At 35.7% G+C, this 18,946-nt stretch carries 17 protein-coding genes and 1 pseudogene; 13 read left to right on the forward strand and 5 right to left on the reverse strand.

From position 1 onward, the window contains the following. From AZF08_RS23150 to tlp, 5 genes are all read left to right on the forward strand, one after another. Positions 1-2,080 (forward strand): SDR family oxidoreductase (locus tag AZF08_RS23150; RefSeq protein WP_153019582.1); only part of this gene is annotated, 2,080 nt, incomplete at its 5' end. Between the two features lie 806 nt (positions 2,081-2,886). After that, positions 2,887-3,834 carry a 3'-5' exonuclease gene (locus AZF08_RS23155; RefSeq protein ID WP_033678377.1) on the forward strand — a complete coding sequence of 316 codons (948 nt, stop codon included), beginning with the start codon at positions 2,887-2,889 and terminating at the stop codon, positions 3,832-3,834. A gap of 159 nt (positions 3,835-3,993) precedes the next feature. Next, complete coding sequence (locus AZF08_RS23160) at positions 3,994-4,137, forward strand: FbpB family small basic protein (protein WP_063177396.1); 144 nt, start codon at positions 3,994-3,996, stop codon at positions 4,135-4,137. A 43-nt stretch (positions 4,138-4,180) separates the two neighbouring features. Beyond that, the gene (sspN, locus tag AZF08_RS23165) at positions 4,181-4,315 is read left to right on the forward strand and encodes an acid-soluble spore protein SspN (protein ID WP_000527988.1); all 135 of its coding nucleotides are present in this window, start codon (positions 4,181-4,183) and stop codon (positions 4,313-4,315) included. Between the two features lie 103 nt (positions 4,316-4,418). Beyond that, a complete protein-coding gene (gene tlp / locus AZF08_RS23170; RefSeq protein ID WP_033678380.1) occupies positions 4,419-4,631 on the forward strand; it encodes a small acid-soluble spore protein Tlp in 213 nt (70 codons plus the stop codon). Positions 4,632-4,658: 27 nt separating this feature from the next. Here the strand turns inward: tlp and AZF08_RS23175 are convergent, their stop codons facing one another. Further along, positions 4,659-5,951, reverse strand: a complete 1,293-nt coding sequence (locus AZF08_RS23175; protein WP_033678384.1) for a LysM peptidoglycan-binding domain-containing protein — start codon at positions 5,949-5,951, stop codon at positions 4,659-4,661. Positions 5,952-6,060: 109 nt separating this feature from the next. Here AZF08_RS23175 and AZF08_RS23180 point away from each other — a divergent pair, with 109 nt between their 5' ends. Then, positions 6,061-6,480 (forward strand): acyl-CoA thioesterase, encoded by a 420-nt coding sequence (locus AZF08_RS23180; protein ID WP_033678387.1) that lies wholly within the window; start codon positions 6,061-6,063, stop codon positions 6,478-6,480. Positions 6,481-6,509: 29 nt separating this feature from the next. Here AZF08_RS23180 and AZF08_RS23185 read toward each other — a convergent pair whose 3' ends face one another. Together AZF08_RS23185 and plsY are read right to left on the reverse strand one after the other, a co-directional pair. After that, entirely contained in the window at positions 6,510-6,800 is a 291-nt protein-coding gene (locus AZF08_RS23185) for a HesB/YadR/YfhF family protein (RefSeq protein ID WP_033678390.1), read from the reverse strand. 479 nt (positions 6,801-7,279) lie between these two features. Beyond that, entirely contained in the window at positions 7,280-7,876 is a 597-nt protein-coding gene (gene plsY / locus AZF08_RS23190; protein WP_033678393.1) for a glycerol-3-phosphate 1-O-acyltransferase PlsY, read from the reverse strand. Positions 7,877-8,104: 228 nt separating this feature from the next. On the opposite strand from plsY, the gene AZF08_RS23195 reads away from it, so the two are divergent. From AZF08_RS23195 to parC, 7 genes are all read left to right on the forward strand, one after another. After that, positions 8,105-9,958: an anaerobic ribonucleoside triphosphate reductase gene (locus AZF08_RS23195; RefSeq protein ID WP_407639504.1), complete on the forward strand. Its 1,854-nt coding sequence runs from the start codon at positions 8,105-8,107 to the stop codon at positions 9,956-9,958. Continuing rightward, positions 9,955-10,407, forward strand: coding sequence for an anaerobic ribonucleoside-triphosphate reductase activating protein (nrdG, locus tag AZF08_RS23200; protein ID WP_033678400.1), 453 nt, complete (start codon positions 9,955-9,957; stop codon positions 10,405-10,407). Before AZF08_RS23195 ends, nrdG begins: the two co-directional genes overlap by 4 nt. A gap of 17 nt (positions 10,408-10,424) precedes the next feature. Beyond that, positions 10,425-11,102, forward strand: coding sequence for a response regulator transcription factor (locus tag AZF08_RS23205; protein ID WP_033678403.1), 678 nt, complete (start codon positions 10,425-10,427; stop codon positions 11,100-11,102). A 202-nt stretch (positions 11,103-11,304) separates the two neighbouring features. Further along, positions 11,305-12,546 carry a S1C family serine protease gene (locus AZF08_RS23210; RefSeq protein ID WP_033678406.1) on the forward strand — a complete coding sequence of 414 codons (1,242 nt, stop codon included), beginning with the start codon at positions 11,305-11,307 and terminating at the stop codon, positions 12,544-12,546. A gap of 72 nt (positions 12,547-12,618) precedes the next feature. Then, complete coding sequence (locus AZF08_RS23215; RefSeq protein WP_033678410.1) at positions 12,619-13,032, forward strand: CoA-binding protein; 414 nt, start codon at positions 12,619-12,621, stop codon at positions 13,030-13,032. 376 nt (positions 13,033-13,408) lie between these two features. After that, positions 13,409-15,373, forward strand: a complete 1,965-nt coding sequence (gene parE / locus AZF08_RS23220) for a DNA topoisomerase IV subunit B (protein WP_033678413.1) — start codon at positions 13,409-13,411, stop codon at positions 15,371-15,373. Between the two features lies 1 nt (position 15,374). Beyond that, positions 15,375-17,798, forward strand: a complete 2,424-nt coding sequence (gene parC / locus AZF08_RS23225; protein WP_033678416.1) for a DNA topoisomerase IV subunit A — start codon at positions 15,375-15,377, stop codon at positions 17,796-17,798. Positions 17,799-17,980: 182 nt separating this feature from the next. Here parC and AZF08_RS23230 read toward each other — a convergent pair whose 3' ends face one another. Both AZF08_RS23230 and AZF08_RS29250 read right to left on the reverse strand, forming a co-directional pair. Continuing rightward, the gene (locus tag AZF08_RS23230) at positions 17,981-18,343 is read right to left on the reverse strand and encodes a thioredoxin domain-containing protein (protein ID WP_235190127.1); all 363 of its coding nucleotides are present in this window, start codon (positions 18,341-18,343) and stop codon (positions 17,981-17,983) included. Further along, positions 18,340-18,781 (reverse strand): annotated as a pseudogene (locus AZF08_RS29250) (disulfide oxidoreductase). Before AZF08_RS29250 ends, AZF08_RS23230 begins: the two are co-directional and overlap by 4 nt. Positions 18,782-18,946: the final 165 nt, after the last annotated feature.

Below are 18,946 nucleotides of genomic sequence, written 5' to 3' on the forward strand. Positions count from 1 at the left end.
CTGGGAATGTGATTCAAATGATATTGTTCCTGAAAGAATTCCAATCGGAAAACCGATTCTAAATACAAAAGTATATATACTGAATAATAAGAAATTATGTGGGATTGGTGTGCCTGGGGAATTATGTATAGCTGGAGATGGTGTAGCTAGAGGATATCTCAATAGACCAGAACTGACAGCGGAGAAATTTATCGATAATCCATTTGGAGAAGGGAAACTGTACCGAAGTGGAGATTTGGTAAGATGGCTTCCTGATGGGAATATTGAGTATCTGGGAAGAATCGATGAACAAGTAAAAATCAGAGGTTTCCGAATTGAGCTTGGCGAAATTGAGAGTGTAATTCGAAGAGTAGAAGGTGTAACTGATGTGGCGGTAATTGTAAGAGAAGACAAAAATGGTGAAAAAGCAGTCCGTGCATATGTTACAGGTGTAACTGATGTGGCGGTAATTGTAAGAGAAGACAAAAATGGTGAAAAAGCAGTCCGTGCATATGTTACAGCGGAAAATGAATTAAGTATCAGTGATATCAAAGAGGGAATCCGTAAGGAATTACCAGAATACATGATACCCGCCTATATGATGCAGATTGAGAAGATACCAGTAACAAGAAATGGAAAGCTGGATAAAAGAGCTCTGCCTGAGATTGAAATGAAGAGCGAAAAGGAATATATCCCACCGAGAAATGAAACAGAGGAAAAACTATGTGAGATAATTGGGGAAAGCTTAAATGTAAAACAGATTGGAATTGAAGATAATATTTTTGAACTCGGTGCCAACAGTATTAGTATTATTAATATTGTAGGAAGGGTAATTAGAGCAGGGATTAATATAACGATTCAAAATATTTACGAAAATCAAACAGTGAAAAGTCTATACGAATATTTAAATGGCAAAAGTGAATATTTTGAAAAATATGATGAAATGCATTTTGAAAAGTACAATAAATTACTAACTACAAACCAGTTTGATAATGAGGCTAAGATTATAACCAATAACCTAGGAAATGTACTTGTGACAGGGGCTACAGGTTTCTTAGGGGCTCATATAGTAGCTAATTTAATTGATAATGAAGAAGGAAAAGTATATTGTTTAATACGCTGTGAAAATGAAAATCATGGATATAATCGTTTAAGGAATATACTGAATCATTATTTTGGAAAAAAATATGATAGCATTTTAGGAGAGAGAATCATTATTGTTTCTGGTGACGTTTCAATGACTAATTTAGAAAACATATTACCATTAGACATAAAAACAATCATACATTCAGCTGCGAATACGAAACATTATGGTCTGTATATGGATTTCCATAAAATCAACGTTGACGGCACAAAGAATATTGTGGAGTATGCAAAAGAAGTCAATGCTACATTAATTCACATTTCAACCATAAGTGTATGTTCTGTATTACCAGTAGATGCTGAAAACCACATTTTCACAGAAAGAGATTACTTTAAGAATCAGATTATAGACGTACCATATGTAAGAAGTAAATTTTTTGCGGAAAAGGTAGTTTTGGATGCTATTGAGTCGGGGCTTGATGCAGTTGTTATTCGAATTGGTAATCAGACTAATAGATCTAGAGATTTAAAGACAATGATTGATTATCAGCAAAACAGATTCAACTATAGTATAAAAAATATAGTTAAAATAGGATATATTAAGGAAAGTATGTTGAATGAAAAGTTGGAATTATCACCGATAAATGAAACAGCATTAGGGGTAATTGCATTGTCAAAAAAACGTGTTAAACAATATAATATGTTCCATCTGTCCAATGATAATCTTGTTTCATTCAATAAAATCTGCAAAGCATTTGAACATATAGGAATTTGTTTAAATGTTGTGGATGATAATGGTTATGCAAATATAATTAAAAACATCGAAAGTAATAAAAAGGATAGTATCAATAATTTGGTGGCGCTGGGGGCAACAGGAAGAGAAACTAAAGCTGTGGCTTTGGATAATAGTTTTACAGCAAACTTCTTGAAAAAGATAGGATTTACATGGAGTAAAATAGACCAAGATTATCTTAATAAATGGGCTATGCATTATGCTGCAATGGGATACTGGGAATAATTAATATATTGAATGATTAATCGATACGACATATCAATGTAAGTGAACAAGAGCTATAATATTCGGTGTTAGCAAAAATTGCTAGCACCGTTTTTTATTTAAAATCATGATTGGGAGGTCATAAATAGCTTTTTAGTTGTGATTAGTATTTTACTTTTTTAGATGCTTTCTTTAGTACTCTTTTTAAGCTGACAGCTCCGGTTTTAAAGAAAAAGAAGATTTTTGAGCGTACTAATACCTGTTACGGATATATATAATATCTGCCTCTTAATATCGATTGAATGTTTTCTGTTCCTATAATTATTTGGTGAACACCTTCTGTGACCTACTCAACACCTACGCTACCGCTTAGAAGTGGGAGCTTCTCAGTTCCACGACGAAAGTACTCTTTCGTCTCTCTGAGCGTTATTTTGAACAGTCCCTGCCCTAGATGTCGGGCGAATGGTGATTCCTTCGGGTACCTTGATTATTTTACGAGTGGAAGGATTCGCTTGGTTTTCGCATTTTATTTGTCCACTCAACCTTATAGAATCACTTGTCAAAGAACACTTCATAACTAGATTGTAACAAGGGAACGTATATTGTTTGCACGAAAAGATAATTCATCTCCTACCTATTTGTTGGTGTTGGGAACTTTCACACAAATTGAGGAAGGAGACTTCTTACCTCCAGTTAGTTAAATCTGAAGCGCTTTGTACAGTCTAGATAATATTATTACAACTGCTGTTTTATTTTTTCATCCAACAGCTTGTTCATGATATGATAAAAGAAATTTTAAAGAAAATAATGATTGAGGAGCGTTAAATGTGGAACATTTACAATTGACAGGAGACTATGTTGTTATTGATTTTGAGACAACAGGGTTTAATCCTTATAATGATCGGATTATTCAAGTAGCGGCGGTTCGATATCGAAATCATGAGTTAGTAGATCAATTTGTTTCTTTTGTAAATCCAGAGAGGCCTATTCCTAGTCGAATTACAAGTTTAACAGGGATTACAAATTATCGTGTTTCAGATGCACCAATGATTCAAGAAGTGTTACCACTGTTTTTAGCATTTTTAGGTGAAGATACAATCGTTGCGCATAATGCTTCTTTTGATATGCGGTTTTTAAAGAGCAATGCGAATATGCTTAGATTATCGGAACCTAAAAATAAAGTAATAGATACTGTGTTTTTAGCAAAAAAATATATAAAGCATGCTCCAAATCATAAGCTAGAAACTTTAAAAAGAATGCTCGGAATTCGTTTGAGTTCTCATAACGCGCTTGACGATTGTATTACATGCGCAGCTGTGTATCGAAAATGTGCGGTCATTCAAGAAGAGGGACAAAAGAAAACGAAAAAAGAAACAATTGAAGAAGATGCAGTATGTACAGTGATAAAAGAAATGTTAAGGAAGCATAATCGGGATATAGATTGGATTCGTAGCGTGAGTGTTGGAAGTTATTTAGATATAAAAGTTTTTTATCCAATCGTCAGACTGAAGGTAAAAGGGCGAAAGAAATACGTGTTAACTGAAAAGACTGAAAAAGAAATAACGGATATATATTCTAATTTAAAATGTGAGCCAGCTTTAAAAAGCGAAATAGGGAACACGAGAATTATGATTGAAAGTCTCGAGGATGTTAAAAAGCTAGAAAATTACATCTTGGAAGAATATGATTCAGTCATGCAAGCGCTGAACGAATATAAAGAGACTAAGGTTAATGCGGAGGAAGAAATTGAGAAGTACTTAAGTATAATGAAATAGTCTAATGCTATTCGTAATCGAAGGACTTGCGAATGGCATTTTTTATTAATAATAGATTTTTCTTTAGCAAAACATAAAATTTTCTTGCAAATCTGATTAAAGAGTTTTTCATTTGTTCATACTAATGAGTAAGAAAGCGAAGGAGAAAGGATGGACAGCATGAGAAGAAGTCGTAGGAAATCATTTGAAGAACTTGTGAATGAAAATAAAAGGCAACTATTAAGTGATCGTGATGCAATTGAACGGATTGAAGAACGAATTGAAAAGCGTTATGAAATGCAACTTTTTAAGCAGGCTGAATAATTCTTATCGCTAGTATGATACTAGTGATAAGGAGGCGATAGTAATGGGTAATCCGAAAAAGAATTCAAAAGATTTTGCACCAAATCAAATTGGAACGCAGTCAAAAAAAGCTGGTGGAAACAAAGGGAAACAAATGCAAGATCAGACTGGAAAACAACCGATTGTTGATAACGGTTAAAGAAAAGGAGAATGGTTCATTCTCCTTTTTTTATATGCATACATAATTCAGTGGAATTTTGAGAAACTAATATAGTATGTATATTTTTGTAGGAGGGAATAATATGCCAGAAGAATATAAAGCAAATCCAGATGATCGAAGCGATAATGCAGAAAAACTGCAGGAAATGGTGCAAAATACAATTGATAATTTTAATGAGGCAAAAGAAACGGCGGAACTTTCTAATGAGAAAGATCGTGCTGCAATTGAAGCGAAAAATCAACGGCGTTTAGAAAGCATTGATTCGTTGAAAAGTGAAATAAAAGATGAATCTTAATAGAATTTTAAAAAAGGCTGACTATTGTCAGCCTTTTTTTGTAATTGTAAAATTCTCAACGAGCAAGCGCCAATTTTGTGGGAATGGTAGGCCGATTTTCCAATAGCTAATCCCCCGCACGCCTTGTTCTTTAATTAAATTAAATTTACTTTGAATAGACCTCGCATCTTCAAACCATACTTCATGCTGCACACCATTTTCATCAAAGTAATTAAAGTGTGGTGCTTGCGCTGTGAAATCATAACGAATGGGAACGTTATATTTACGAGCAAGTGCAACAGCAGCAACTGAACTAATTGCTTTTGCAGGAGGATTGCCTTCTTTAAATGGAAGTGTCCAGTCGAAACCATATAAATTTTGGCCCATCATAATTTTATGTGGCGGCATTTGCGATTTGGCATACTGGAGCACCTGTTTTACAGGGCCGATAGGGGAGATTGCCATCGGTGGTCCGCCTTGCCATCCCCAGTCATAAGTCATTATAACGACAAAATCCACGATTTGCCCTTGCACTTTGTAATCATGGGCTTCAAAAAATTTTCCTGTTTGCTTCGAACTTGTTTTTGGAACAAGTGTTGTACTTAATGTATACCCTTCTGGTAATCTTGTTTTAACATTTCGTAAAAATCGATTGTATGCTTCGCGATCTTCAGGAGCAACATTTTCAAAATCAAAATGGATATCACGCATGTTATATTTCTCAGCTGTTTGTAGAATATTAGTAATAAATTTATTTTGAATGGTAGCACTTCTTAAAAAAATAGAGGCTAATTCAGCACTGAAGTTACCATTTTCGATATTGGTAATAACGAGCATTGGGATTGTTTGCCCCTGCGTAGCAAGTGATGAAATTTTAGCGGTTTCAGTTGGTTCTTTTAAGGTACCATCTCTCTGAGGTTCAAAGCTAAAGTAAGCCAAATATGTTAAATATGGATTAATAGCTCGTGTAGCGTTTACTAAGCTTTCTTTAATGGGAATTGTTGAAGGTTGTAAATAAGCGATAGATTCTATAGTTTGTTTCGAGCCTTTTGGTATATATAATTGTTGACCGACGTGAAGGATGGATTTTAATGATAGGTTATTTACTTTTGCTAAGCTGGCGAGAGGGACATTGTATGTTAGAGAAATTCGATAGAGACTGTCACCTGGTTGTACGTAATAATTATTTCCTCTTGTATTTACAATTAACGCTTGACCAACGACGAGTGTCTCAGCTGGATTTAGCCCGTTATCTTTTACAATTGTTTCAGGTGTCGTGCCATATTTTGATGCTAAACTGTATACGCTATCGCCGCTACGAACGGTTACGATTTGAATCATATACTTGCTCCTTTCAATAAAAAGATCCACCGTTTCTATTTTATTTTTGATTTCTCTGTATTATGATTAAATATGTGCGAGGAAACAGAAGTAAGAAGGAGATTATGATATGTTTGTAGCAGAACAAGAGATTGAGATCCGCTATGCGGAAACAGATCAAATGGGCGTTGTTTATCACGCGAACTATTTAGTATGGCTTGAATTAGGGCGTACTAAATTTATTCAAGAATTAGGGTTTTCGTATATTGAAATGGAGAAAGATGGAATTGTTTCTCCGGTTTTAGATTTGCAAATCTCATATCGTAAAGCGATGCGCTATGGGGAAAAAGCAATCGTAAAAACATGGGTGGACTCTGTTAGTCCACTTCGTGTTATATATGGATATGAAATTTATAATGGTGATGGTGAGCTTTGTATTACAGCTAAGACAACAAATATTTGTGCAAAAAGGGAAGGGTTTCGTCCTGTATCATTAAAAAAATTATATCCAGAGTGGTATGCGAAATATGAGGAAATTAAGAAGAAATAAAAAAAGTGTGGCAAGGAGCCACACTTTTTTTATTTCTCATAATTAAATTGCGGGAAGTCATCACCATCGTTAAATGTAACGGATAAGTCATGTCCATCGAAAAACCACTCGTCATCGCCTTCAACAAAGAAGTTAATCCCTTCTTCTTGAATTTGGACAGCAGGATGTGCTGGGTCATCTTTACGGATTCCTAAAGAAAGTCCTTTTTGTACAGTGCTGCAACCACCATATTGTACGAAAAAGCGAAGGGTATCGCCAGATTGTAAGTTTAATTCATCTTTATACCAATTTACAGCTTCTTTTGTTACGGAAAGATTCATGTATAGTTCCTCCAAAGTATATTGCTTTTTCTTAAGTTTGAACGACTCACTACTTACTTGCTAACGCTCATTGAAGTAAGGGATTCCTACGTCACTCCTATTGAAGGAAGAATTAGCAGGCTAACCTCGTAGTCCCTACAGTTTAGATACAAAAAGATTCGTTTCTATGTACAGTCTGTTTTTAACACTTGGTTTTCGAGTCATAGGGTTTTAAGTTTTTTATTGATAGGTGCGAACGATAGCAATTCAATAAATATTATTTACGCAACTACTATTGCCAGTAGACACGTCCAGCTTAATTTTACTATACGACATTATGTCTTGCTGTGCAAAAAATCTGATTTGTTCCCATCCTACTTACTAGATGACGTCATTCTTGTTTTTTGGATGAGGGCCTGCCTTTTTTTGATAAAAAATAACGCAAAAAGACGCTGTTCATATGCTTTGCGTTTTCTTTTTGCGTTATGTGGGTCATAATCTTACTTTTGTTTCTTTGTTAAATTTGCTTTCGGTTCAGTCTTATTTATAATTCGTCCAATATTTGCACGATGTCTATAAATAACCATACCAGCTAGTAAACACATCGCAACAATGAAGATTTTATCTCCAGTAACAATGGATGCGATAACAGCAACGACAGCTGTTACCATAGAAGAAAGTGATACGTATCTCGTTGTAAATAGAAGGGTGAAAAAGATAACGGCTAATATTGCGAAAATAATCGGTGCATAGCATAAGAGTACGCCAGCAGAAGTTGCAACCGCTTTTCCACCGCGGAATTTTGCAAAGATTGGGTATACATGACCAAGAACTGCAGCTAATCCGAACCAAAGAGGGTGGATATTTAAATCGAAAATAAATGGCAGCCCCGTTGCTAATGTTCCCTTTAAAATGTCAGCAATTGTAACGATAAAACCAGCTTTTTTCCCTAGTGTACGAAATGTATTCGTTCCTCCTAAATTACCGCTACCATGCTCGCGAATGTCAATTCCATAACCAATTTTCCCGACAACAAGTGCGAATGGAATCGATCCAAGTAGATAGGCAACGATAAATAAAAGATATGTAATAAGCATAAGTTCAGTCTCCTTTATTCAAATGTGTTGATAAAGGGTAAAAAGAGTTTTTCCTCTTTATTGTACCATAGATTTGTAAAGAGAACATTTCTTTTTTGTAAATGAAAAATTCAATATTTCTTAAAAAAACTTTCACAAGAATGTTACAATTTTCACATAACCATTCGAACTATATGTTGTATCATTTCGTTAGATGAGTAACAATATGTTGTTGGAGGGGTAGAGATTATGAAACGAAGTGCACGCGAAGAAGAGTTAATGAATATTTTTGAAACAATTGTCCATGGAAATGAACAAGACTTAATACAAGAAAATGCAAATGTGGATGGAAGGTCTCCGATGGGAATGATGGGAACTTTTGCATCGGAGAGTGCCAAATATTATGCGGTAGAACATTTGCTTTCTGAACAAGTAAAAAAAGCAATAGATCAAAATATATTATATCCACATGATTTAGATTTTTATGCGACAGGTACAACAACTTGTTCGCAAATTCCTTTAGCACAAATGTTAGAAAAAGGTTTTCATACAGGACACGGACATATGAGACAACCGCAAGATATTAAAAGTGCGTTGGCACTTTCTTCTATTATTTTTCAAGCGAATCAAAATATGCAACATGGCGGTCAATCATTTGCGTTATTTGATATTGATTTAGCTCCGTATGTGAGAAAAACATTTGAGAGAAATAAGAAACGTTTAGCGTCGTATCCGTTAACAAAAGAGCAAGTAGAAGAGTTTGCATGGAAAGAAACAGAAAATGACACGTATCAAGCATGTGAAGCTTTTATTCATAATTCCAATAGCATGCATAGCCGAGGTGGTGGGCAAGTTCCGTTTATTTCTATTAACTATGGAACAGATACCTCTAAAGAAGGTAGATTGTTAATTAGACAATTATTACGAGCAACGCAAGCCGGCTTAGGAAAAGGAGAAACACCCATTTTTCCTATTCAAATTTTCAAAATAAAAAAGGGTGTGAATTTTGAAGAGAATGATTCGAACTATGATTTATTTGAATTAGCATTAGAAACGACAGCAGAGCGATTGTTCCCGAATTTTTCATTTTTAGATGCACCGTTTAATGCTATGCACTATGATGGTCGTCCAGAAAGTGAAGTATGTTATATGGGATGCAGAACTCGTGTTATGTCTAATATTCATGGTGAAGAAACTGCAATTGGAAGAGGGAATTTATCGTTTACTTCTATTAATCTAGTGAAATTAGCATTAATTAGCGGTTCAAAAGAAGCGTTTTTTGAAGCATTGAATTATTATATGGATCTTGGTATTCATCAATTACTAGAAAGATTTGCGTACCAATGTACGAAAAAGGCAAGAGATTTTCAGTTTTTATATTCACAAGGAGTATGGCGAGGTGGAGAGAAACTGCAGCCTGAAGATTCTGTTGCTGAAATTTTGAAACAAGGAACATTAAGTATTGGCTTTATTGGTCTCGCAGAATGTTTAGTTGCTTTAACAGGGAAACATCATGGAGAGGATAAAGAGTCGTGGAGGCTTGGGGAGGGAATCGTTACCTTTATGAGAGGGAAAATGGATGTGGCGACGGAAGAACATCAGTTGAATTTCTCATTAATTGCAACACCCGCGGAAGGGTTATCGGGGAAATTTGTAAAAAAAGATCGAGATGAATTTGGAATGATTCGCGGTGTAACAAACCATAATTACTATACAAATTCATTTCATATTCCAGTTTACTATGCCATTCAAGCGATTGATAAAATACGTTTAGAAGGACCGTTTCATGCACTTTGTAATGGTGGACACATTACGTATATTGAGTTAGATGGGGCTGCAGTTCATAATCGAAAGGCGTTAAAGCAAATTGTACAGGCCATGGCACAATCCGGAATGGGGTACGGATCAATAAACCATCCTGTGGACCGTTGTAAATGCTGTGGTTATCATGGTGTCATTGGAAATGAATGTCCAAGCTGCAAAAATGAGGATGAACATGAAATAGAAAGAATTCGCCGTATTACTGGATATCTTGTCGGTGATATGTCCAAATGGAATAGTGCGAAGCGTAGTGAAGAAGCGGATCGGGTGAAACATAAATGAGGGTAATGAATATTATTCATGATAGTGTGGTAGATGGAGAAGGATTGCGGACAGTCGTGTTTTTTGCGGGCTGTCCGCATCGTTGTTTAGGATGTCATAATCCTAAGTCATGGAATATTTGTAATGGAACTGAAATGACCGTAGAAGAACTTGAGAAAGAGATTGCCAAAAATCCGCTTACTGATGTAACATTTTCAGGTGGAGATCCATTTTTTCAAGCTTCTGAAGTGAAAGAATTAGCAAAAGCAGTGAAGGATTTGAAAAAAAACTTATGGATTTACACTGGTTATACGTTAGAAGAGATACAGAGTTCTCAAAATAATGATATGATAGAGTTGTTACAGTATGGGGATGTTTTGGTCGATGGAAGGTTTGAAATCGAAAAAAGAGATTTGACACTTCCATTTCGCGGAAGCTCCAATCAATGTATTATTCGATTGAAAGAGTAAAAAGGCGGGATAGGTCAATGAATAAAACAGTATTACTTGTTGAAGACGAAAGAAGATTACGCGAAATTGTTAGCGATTATTTTCGGAATGAAGGCTTTGAAGTTATAGAAGCAGAAGATGGAAAACAAGCGTTAGAATTATTTGCTGAACATACAATTGATTTAATTATGTTAGACATTATGTTGCCGGAAATAGATGGTTGGTCTGTTTGTCGTCGCATTCGTAAAGAATCGGCAGTACCAATTATTATGCTAACAGCGCGTTCTGATGAAGATGATACGTTACTAGGTTTTGAACTAGGCGCTGATGAATATGTAACAAAGCCTTTCAGTCCAAAAGTATTAGTAGCTCGTGCAAAAACTTTATTAAAGCGTGCTGATGGTGTAGTTGGAGTTGCGGAAGAAAATGTACTTTCTATGGCTGGAATCGATGTGAATCGACTTTCACGTACAGTATCGGTAAATGGAGAAGAAATTATATTAACACATAAAGAATTTGAACTTCTTGTTTATTTAATGGAGAACAAAGGAATCGTGCTATCTCGTCAACATTTATTGGATCAGCTATGGGGATATGATTATTATGGTGATGATCGTACGGTAGATACACATATAAAAAAATTGCGTAATAAATTAGGTGACAAAGCGAAACATATTGGAACTGTTATTCGAGTTGGTTATAAGTTTGAAGAATAATCTTTAAATATCATGTGATTTTGCTTGGAAATATAGCAAATTTACACTCTCTTTTGCAGATAGAATGTACAAATTATAATTTTTTTGTCTACAATAGTGAATAAGAGTATTTTTTTAATTAGATTTCACGATGAGTTCACAAGAAGGACACAAAATGTGACTATACTGAAAATACGAGTTCAGCAGAGAGGGGAAATAAAATATGGGATATTATGACGGACCAAATACGAATGAAGAGCATAGTGAAACAAGAGAAATTAGAAAAACTGGTAGTAAGAAAGGTTATTTCTTTACTGGTTTAGTTGGAGCTGTGGTCGGAGCAGTTTCCATCAGTTTTGCAGCACCTTATATGCCATGGGTACAGGATAATGGAGTTGCTGTTTCATCACCGTTATCTTCTAATTCTAAGGTAGAGGGAACTGTAGTTCCTGTTGTGAATAAAGCAAAAAATGAAACAGATTTACCTGGCATGATTGAAGGGGCAAAAGATGTTGTTGTAGGTGTGTTCAATATGCAAAAGAGTGTAGATCCATTTGCGCTAGAGCAAGTAGGGAAAGAACAACAAGCTGGATCAGGATCGGGTGTAATTTATAAAAAAGCTGGGAATAAAGCGTATATTGTAACAAATAACCACGTAGTAGATGGTGCTAATAAATTAACAGTGAAATTGAGTAACGATAAAACAGTTGATGCAAAATTAGTTGGGAAAGACCCTTGGTTAGATTTAGCAGTTGTAGAGATTGATGGATCTAATATTAATAAGGTCGCAACGCTAGGTGATTCAAGTAAAATTCGTGCTGGTGAATCAGCAATTGCAATTGGGAATCCACTAGGTTTTGATGGTAGTGTAACTGAAGGAATCATTAGTAGTAAAGAACGTGAAATCCCAGTGGATATTAATGGTGATCAACGTCCTGATTGGCAAGCGCAAGTTATTCAAACAGATGCAGCAATTAACCCTGGAAACAGTGGTGGAGCTCTATTTAACCAAAACGGCGAAGTGATTGGTATAAATTCTAGTAAGATTGCACAACAATCGGTAGAAGGAATTGGATTTGCTATTCCAATTAATGTAGCAAAACCGGTAATTGAATCTCTTGAAAAAGATGGAACGGTAAAACGTCCAGCAATGGGTGTAGGAGTCGCATCTCTTGAAGAGGTACAAAGCTATGCATTAGGCCAATTAAAGTTGCCAAAAGATGTAACGAGTGGTGTTATCTTAAGTAAGATTTACTCAGTCTCACCAGCTGAAAAAGCGGGACTTGAGCAATATGATGTTGTTGTTGCGCTAGACGGACAAAAGGTTGAAAATGCGCTTCAATTCCGTAAATATTTATATGAAAAGAAAAAAGTAGGCGACAAAATTGAGCTTACATTCTATCGGAATGGTGAAAAAATGACGAAAACAGCTACACTAGCAGATAACTCTGCCGCTACGAATTAATAAAGAAAGTCTCTTTCGTATTGAAAGAGACTTTCTTTATCGGCTATACTAAAAGAATAGGAGGGATTTAATATGGTAATTGAAAACCCAACTCGTACGGAAATTGGTGAAGTATTGAAGAATAGTAAAACAATCGCGGTTGTTGGATTATCCGACAAACCAGAACGTACATCATATATGGTTTCGAAAGCGATGCAGGACGCTGGGTATCGTATTATCCCAGTTAACCCGACCGTTGACGAGGTGCTTGGAGAAAAAGCATTCTCTTCACTAAAAGAGATTAAGGAACATGTTGATATTGTAAACGTATTTCGTCGTTCTGAATTTTTAATGGACGTAGCAAAAGACTTTGCAGGGATTGATGCTGACGTTTTTTGGGCACAATTAGGAGTACAAGATGAAGATACATATAAATTATTAAAAGAAAAAGGTTATACTGTTATAATGGATCGTTGTATTAAAGTAGAGCACGCGATGACGAGGTAGTATAGACTTTGGAAATGAAAGGTCAATTTAGCTCTAGTTAGTATGAGTAACTCGAGCAGATGAACGAGGTGTTCATCATGAGATTTTTTAAAGGCTGTTTGTGGGGATTGCTACTCGTTATCCCATTTTGGATGATTGTCATTTGGTTAATTGTAAAATGGTGGGGAATGTAATTATGGAATACATATCCATTTCTCGTTGACAAACGATTATTTTTCTGAAATAGTAGCCTAGAGGAATCCTTGTACAAAAACAAGGATTTTTCTTTTGAAAATGGTATATAAAAGACATAACCCAACTTGCCAAAAGCATGGTGAAGGAGTTATTCTATAATAGAAACATATGTTCTGATTTGATTAGGAAAGGGGCAAGGAGTTTGGCAAAGCATCAATTTCAATATAACGAAGATGCAATTCAAGTGCTTGAAGGTCTTGAAGCCGTTCGAAAACGCCCGGGTATGTATATCGGGAGCACGGACAGCCGTGGATTGCATCATTTAGTATACGAAATAGTAGATAACTCCGTTGATGAAGCATTAGCGGGATTTGGCGACGAAATTACTGTCGTAATACATAAAGATAATAGTATTAGTGTTACTGATAAAGGGCGCGGAATGCCTACGGGAATGCATAAGCTTGGAAAACCAACACCTGAAGTTATTTTAACTGTACTTCATGCTGGAGGGAAATTTGGTCAAGGTGGTTATAAGACAAGTGGTGGTTTACACGGTGTGGGTGCATCTGTTGTAAATGCATTATCAGAATGGCTTGTTGTAACAATTAAGCGTGATGGAAACATATATGAACAACGTTTTGAAAATGGTGGTAATCCTGCAACGACATTAGAGAGAGTTGGGAAAACAAAGGAATCTGGTACGAAGATGCATTTTAAACCAGATCCGTCTATTTTCAGTACAACAAATTATAACTATGAAACGTTATGTGAAAGATTACGTGAATCTGCATTTCTGTTAAAAGGAATGAAAATCACTTTAAAAGATGAACGAAATGATTTAGAAGATGTGTTCCATTATGAAACAGGAATTGAAGCATTTGTTACTTACTTAAATGAGGAAAAAGACTCTATTCATCCAGTTGTATACTTCTCAGGGGAGCAAAATGGAATTGAGGCAGAACTTGCATTTCAGTTTAATGATGGCTATTCAGAAAACATTCTTTCGTTTGTAAATAATGTGCGTACAAAAGATGGTGGAACACATGAGGCTGGATTTAAAACAGCCATGACGCGCGTTTTCAATGAATATGCTCGTAAAGTTTCTTTATTAAAAGAGAAAGATAAAAATTTAGAAGGTACAGATATTCGTGAAGGATTAGCATCGATTGTTTCTGTACGCGTACCGGAGGATTTATTACAATTCGAAGGACAAACGAAAGGGAAGCTAGGGACAAGTGAAGGACGCTCTTCCGTAGATGCAATTGTCTCGGAGCATTTAGCATACTTTTTAGAAGAAAATCCAGACGTAGCAACACTTCTTGTGAGGAAAGCGATTAAGGCAGCGCAAGCACGCGAAGCAGCACGTAAAGCTAGAGAAGAAGCTCGTACTGGTAAGAAGAAAAAACGTTCAGAAGGAACATTGAGCGGGAAATTAACACCTGCGCAATCACGTAATCCACAGAAGAACGAATTGTATTTAGTAGAGGGTGACTCTGCCGGTGGTTCTGCAAAACAAGGACGTGATCGTCGTTTTCAAGCAGTCTTGCCACTTCGTGGTAAAGTAATTAATACGGAAAAAGCAAAGCTTGCTGATATTTTCAAAAATGAAGAGATCAATACGATTATTTATGCAATTGGTGGCGGTGTTGGAACAGAGTTTACTGTTGAGGACATTAATTATGATAAAGTTGTAATTATGACAGATGCTGATACAGATGGAGCGCATATTCAGGTGTTATTACTTACGTTCTTCTACCGTTATATGAAGCCATTAATTGAAGCAGGTAAAGTATTTATTGCGCTTCCACCTTTATATAAAGTAAGTAAAGGAAAAGGGAAAAGTGAAGTGATTGAATACGCATGGTCAGATGAAGAATTAGACGGTGTGACGAAAAAGGTCGGTAAAGGATATATGTTGCAGCGCTATAAAGGTCTTGGTGAAATGAATGCTGACCAATTATGGGAAACGACGATGAATCCCGAAACGCGTACGTTAATTCGCGTGAAAATCGATGATGCCGCAAGAGCAGAACGCCGCGTAACAACGTTGATGGGAGATAAAGTAGAACCCCGTCGTAAATGGATCGAGCGTAATGTACAGTTCGGTATGCAAGAAGAAGGTAATATTTTAGAGAATGAAATGATTATGGAGACGGAGGTGGAATAACATGCAAGCAGAGAAGTTTCATGACCTCCCGCTTGAAGACGTGTTAGGTGACCGCTTTGCACGTTATAGTAAATACATTATTCAAGATCGCGCGCTACCAGATGCGCGTGATGGTTTAAAGCCAGTACAACGTCGTATCTTATACTCGATGTATGTCGAGGGAAATGTACATGACAAAACATTTCGTAAATCAGCTAAAACAGTTGGGAACGTAATTGGTAACTACCATCCACACGGTGATTCTTCCGTATATGAAGCGATGGTGCGTTTAAGTCAAGATTGGAAAGTACGTAACGTATTGGTTGAAATGCACGGGAATAATGGTAGCGTTGACGGTGATCCAGCCGCAGCAATGCGTTATACAGAGGCTCGTTTATCACCAATTGCATCTGAGTTATTGCGTGATATTGATAAGGAAACGGTGGAATTTGTATCAAACTTTGATGATACAAGTGAAGAACCAGTTGTTTTACCAGCTATGTTTCCGAATCTCTTAGTAAACGGTTCAACAGGGATTTCAGCTGGTTATGCAACGGAAATCCCACCGCATCATCTTGGTGAAGTAATCGATGCTACAATGATGCGCATTGATAAGCCAAATAGTTCTGTAGATGATTTATTAACAGTTATAAAAGGTCCTGACTTCCCAACAGGTGGTATTATTCAAGGCCTTGATGGAATTAAAAAAGCGTATGAGACAGGAAAAGGAAAAATTATCATTCGTGGAAAAGCAGAAGTTGAAACGATTCGCGGAGGTAAACAGCAAATCGTCATAACGGAAATTCCATACGAAGTAAATAAAGCAAACCTTGTCAAGAAAATGGATGAACTACGTCTAGATAAAAAGCTAGATGGGATTGCAGAAGTGCGTGATGAGACGGATCGTACGGGGCTTCGGATTGTTGTAGAACTAAAAAAAGAAGCGAATGCAGAAGGTATTTTGAATTATTTATACAAAAATACGGATTTGCAAATTCCTTATAACTTCAATATGGTAGCGATAAATAATCGCCGCCCAACACTTATGACGCTGCCGAAAATTTTAGATGCGTACATTGGACATCAAAAGGAAGTTGTTACTCGTCGTTCAGAATATGAACTGAGAAAAGCTGAAAATCGTCAACATATTGTAGCCGGTTTAATGAAAGCATTGTCGATTTTAGATAAAGTGATTGAAACAATTCGGGCATCTAAAGATAAACGTAATGCAAAAGATAATTTAAGTGCAAAGTTTGGATTTACAGAAGCGCAAGCGGAAGCAATTGTATCCTTGCAATTGTACCGTTTAACAAATACAGATATTACAGCGCTAGAAAAAGAAGAAGAAGAGCTACAAAAGAAAATTACAGAATTACAAGCGATTTTACAAAGTGAGAAAAGACTTCTTCAAGTAATAAAAACAGATTTGAAAAGAGTAAAGAAAACGTATAGTGATAATCGTCGCGCTGTTATTGAGGAAGAAATTGAAGAAATTAAAATTGATGTGGAAGTAATGATTCCGCAAGAAGATGTCATCGTTACTGTAACGAAAGAAGGTTATGTGAAGCGAACAGGCTGGCGCTCGCATAATGCATCAAGTGGAAAAGACTTCGGTATGAAAGAGGGCGACATCTTACTCGAACGTTTCGATACAAATACAACAGAAACAATCCTGTTATTCACAAGTAAAGGAAATTATATTTATCTTCCTGTTTATGAAATGCCAGATATTCGTTGGAAAGATTTAGGTCAGCACGTTGCGAATATTGTTTCACTTGAACGAGATGAGACGTTAATTTGGGCGACTGTTGTACCGAATTTTGAGGAAGAAAAGCGATTTGTTGTGTTTGTAACCCGAAATGGTATGATTAAGAAGACAGAGTTAAATCAGTATAAAGTGCAGCGTTATTCAAGGGCATTTGTTGCGGTAAACTTGAAAAAAGATGATGAAGTTGTGGATATATTTGCAACAGATGGAACGAGTGATATTGTTCTTGCAACGCACGGTGCATATGCGCTTATTTTTAATGAAGAAGAAGTAAGTCCAGTTGGCGTAAGAGCAGCTGGTGTAAAGGGTATCAATTTAAAAGAGGAAGACTATGTTGCTTCTGGTAGGCCGTTAAATGGTGAAAAGGATCAGCTTATTCTCGTAACGCAGCGCGGTGCAGTTAAACGATTAAAAGCTTCCGAAATTGAGAGGTCAACAAGGGCAAAGCGAGGTCTTGTTATTTTTAAAGAGTTAAAACGTAATCCATATCGGATTGTCGGTATTGAAATTGTTCGAGATGATGAACTTGTTTATATGAAAACAGAGAAACAAATTGTAGAAGAAATTGATCCGAAAACGTTTCGTAATAAAGACCGCTATAGTAACGGTAGCTTAGTTTTAGATGTGAGTGATACTGGTGAAGTGGTTGAGACGTGGACGAAGAAACGGATAGACTGAATAAACAATAGTAAGAATTCTGATTAAATATATTCATCTTATTAGTGAAAGCCATGTTCTATATAGAGCATGGTTTTTTTGAATTAGTGGAAGCTTTAAGTTTAAGACTACTCTAATTTCTTATTTGTTGTTTTCAAACCATGCTTGAAACGTTTGTAAAGATTGCTCTCCTAAAATTCGATTTATTTCCTTCCCATCTTTGTAAGAAATAATGGTAGGTGTCCTTTTATTTGAAACATACCCCAACCTTGTTTATACTCTTCTAGATTCAGAACTTGCATGTCAATATTCATATTTTTTGCTATAGGGACTACAATTGGTGAAATCTTTAAGCAGTGGGGACAGGTTGTTTTATAGAAATAAACTATTTTTTCTCTGTGATTTGATAGATCTTGTTGCAATTGTTCGGGTGTAATTTGATTCTTATAATAATTTACCTGCTCTGTACTTATGGTTTTTTCACTTTTTTTCTCTTTATTGGTTAGAATAATAATAAGTGTAAATATTGATAAAATAGTAATGATGAAAAAAAGCATTTTTTTCATATACTGTTTCTCTCCTTGCTTATTTTAATTAGAATAACGCCGCAAATAATAATTAAGAAGAAAGGCTATTAGAGCAAGAAATGGAATTGTAATAAATTAAAAGCCAATTTAAATAATCTCCTGTGCAAGGTATTCGTCCACACACTGTTCCGTTTTCAGATAAAAATGGATTTTTTTGAAGTGAATAATGATAAGTAGCTATACATGCACTAACGATAGCGAGAACTAAGCTGTAAATCCCAATTCTATAATCTTTTCGAATAATAGCCGTTCCTAACAAAAGAACTAGTGGATACATGAGAATGCGTTGATACCAGCATAATGTACAGGGTTCATATTTCATTATTTCAGAAAGATACAAACTCCCAAGGGTTGCGATAAGAGAAACACACCAGCTACTAAACAATATGTATTCTAATTTTTTTCTGTATTGTTCATGACGTTAACCTTCCTTGTTTAAGAGATAGACATAATGTTATAAATACTCTTAGAAATAGAATATAAAAAATACAGTTTACAAAATGATTAGCTCGAGAGTTATTATAAAATGTGTTTTTATTTTTTATATTGAGAAAATTCTAGCTTTATAAAATCTTATAGAAG

The sequence above is a fragment of the Bacillus gaemokensis genome, assembly GCF_001590835.1.
Classification (GTDB): domain Bacteria; phylum Bacillota; class Bacilli; order Bacillales; family Bacillaceae_G; genus Bacillus_A; species Bacillus_A gaemokensis.

Coding starts and splice junctions, on each gene's coding strand:
- AZF08_RS23215 (WP_033678410.1), top strand. CDS start 12,619: ATGGTAATTGAAAACCCAACTCGTACGGAAATTGGTGAAGTATTGAAG.
- parC (WP_033678416.1), top strand. CDS start 15,375: ATGCAAGCAGAGAAGTTTCATGACCTCCCGCTTGAAGACGTGTTAGGT.
- AZF08_RS23185 (WP_033678390.1), bottom strand. CDS start 6,800: ATGAATCTTTCCGTAACAAAAGAAGCTGTAAATTGGTATAAAGATGAA.
- AZF08_RS23180 (WP_033678387.1), top strand. CDS start 6,061: ATGTTTGTAGCAGAACAAGAGATTGAGATCCGCTATGCGGAAACAGAT.
- AZF08_RS23210 (WP_033678406.1), top strand. CDS start 11,305: ATGGGATATTATGACGGACCAAATACGAATGAAGAGCATAGTGAAACA.
- nrdG (WP_033678400.1), top strand. CDS start 9,955: ATGAGGGTAATGAATATTATTCATGATAGTGTGGTAGATGGAGAAGGA.
- plsY (WP_033678393.1), bottom strand. CDS start 7,876: ATGCTTATTACATATCTTTTATTTATCGTTGCCTATCTACTTGGATCG.
- AZF08_RS23195 (WP_407639504.1), top strand. CDS start 8,105: ATGAAACGAAGTGCACGCGAAGAAGAGTTAATGAATATTTTTGAAACA.
- AZF08_RS23160 (WP_063177396.1), top strand. CDS start 3,994: ATGAGAAGAAGTCGTAGGAAATCATTTGAAGAACTTGTGAATGAAAAT.
- sspN (WP_000527988.1), top strand. CDS start 4,181: ATGGGTAATCCGAAAAAGAATTCAAAAGATTTTGCACCAAATCAAATT.
- AZF08_RS23205 (WP_033678403.1), top strand. CDS start 10,425: ATGAATAAAACAGTATTACTTGTTGAAGACGAAAGAAGATTACGCGAA.
- AZF08_RS23230 (WP_235190127.1), bottom strand. CDS start 18,343: ATGAAAAAAATGCTTTTTTTCATCATTACTATTTTATCAATATTTACA.
- tlp (WP_033678380.1), top strand. CDS start 4,419: ATGCCAGAAGAATATAAAGCAAATCCAGATGATCGAAGCGATAATGCA.
- AZF08_RS23175 (WP_033678384.1), bottom strand. CDS start 5,951: ATGATTCAAATCGTAACCGTTCGTAGCGGCGATAGCGTATACAGTTTA.